We start from the raw sequence: 1,185 nt of genomic DNA on the forward strand, positions 1-1,185 counted from the left end.
TCCTGGAGGGGGTTGCGGAGGAGGAGGTGCCGGCCGGGGAGCCGGTGTCCGGTGGGCTGGTGCCGTGGGTGCTGTCGGCGCGGGGTGTGGCGGCGCTGGGGGAGCAGGCGGGGCGGCTGCTGGCGCGTGTGACCGATGGTCCGTCGGCTGTGCGGGATGTGGCGTTCACGTTGGTGTCGGGGCGTGCGGTGCTGGAGCACCGGGCGGTGGTGCTGGGCGGGGAGGTCGGCGAACTGGCCGCCGGGCTCGGTGAGTTGGCCGAGGGTCGTGCCGCCAAGGGTGTGGTGACGGGTAGGGCCTTGGGGTCCTCGGGTGTGGTGTTCGTGTTCCCGGGTCAGGGTTCGCAGTGGGTGGGCATGGCGCGGGAGTTGCTGGAGTCGTCGCCGGTGTTCGCGGAGCGGATGGGGGAGTGTGCGGCGGCGTTGGAGCCGTTTGCGGATGGCTGGTCGCTGCTGGATGTGGTGTGTGAGGGCGATGAGGCGCTGCTGAACCGGGTGGATGTCGTTCAGCCGGTTCTCTTTGCCGTGATGGTGTCGCTGGCGCATCTGTGGCGTTCGCTGGGGGTGCGTCCGGCCGCGGTGGTGGGGCACAGTCAGGGCGAGATCGCTGCCGCGTGTGTGGCTGGTGGTCTGTCGCTGGGGGATGCGGCGCGGGTGGTGGCGTTGCGGTCGCGGGCGATTGTGGCGTTGTCCGGGCGTGGCGGCATGGTGTCCGTGCTGGCGCCGCAGGAGCGGGTGGCCGGTTGGCTGACCGATGGCTTGCAGGTGGCGGTGGTCAACGGTCCCGAACAGGTGGTCGTCTCTGGCGTGCCGGACGAGTTGGACGTGTTCGTGGCGCGTTGTGAGGGGGAGGGCGTGCAGGTGCGCCGGATCGCGGTCGACTACGCCTCGCACTCGCCGCAGGTGGAGGAGTTGCGGGCGGAGTTGCTGGAGGTGCTGGCGGGGATTGAGCCGCGTTCTGGTGAGGTGCCGCTCGTGTCGACGGTGTCGGGTGAGGTGATCGACACCGCGGTGATGGACGCGGAGTACTGGTTCACCAACCTGCGTCGGACGGTGCGTTTCGATCGTGCGCTGGAGGCACTGCTGCGTGACGGGCACCGTGTCTTCGTCGAGACCAGCCCTCACCCCGTGCTGCTCGGTGCGGTGACCCAGGCGGCCGAGGTGGCCGGGGTTGCCGGTGTGGCCG

Annotated in this window: 1 protein-coding gene; it reads left to right on the forward strand. The window is 70.6% G+C overall.

What is annotated here, in order from left to right; genetic code table 11:
- The coding region (locus tag ABZU99_RS34860; protein ID WP_356228193.1) for an acyltransferase domain-containing protein at positions 1 to 1,185 on the forward strand (1,185 nt) is incomplete at both ends.

Origin of the sequence: Streptomyces sp. NPDC005266 (assembly GCF_040607655.1) — a bacterium.
In the GTDB taxonomy this organism is placed as follows: Bacteria; Actinomycetota; Actinomycetes; order Streptomycetales; family Streptomycetaceae; genus Streptomyces.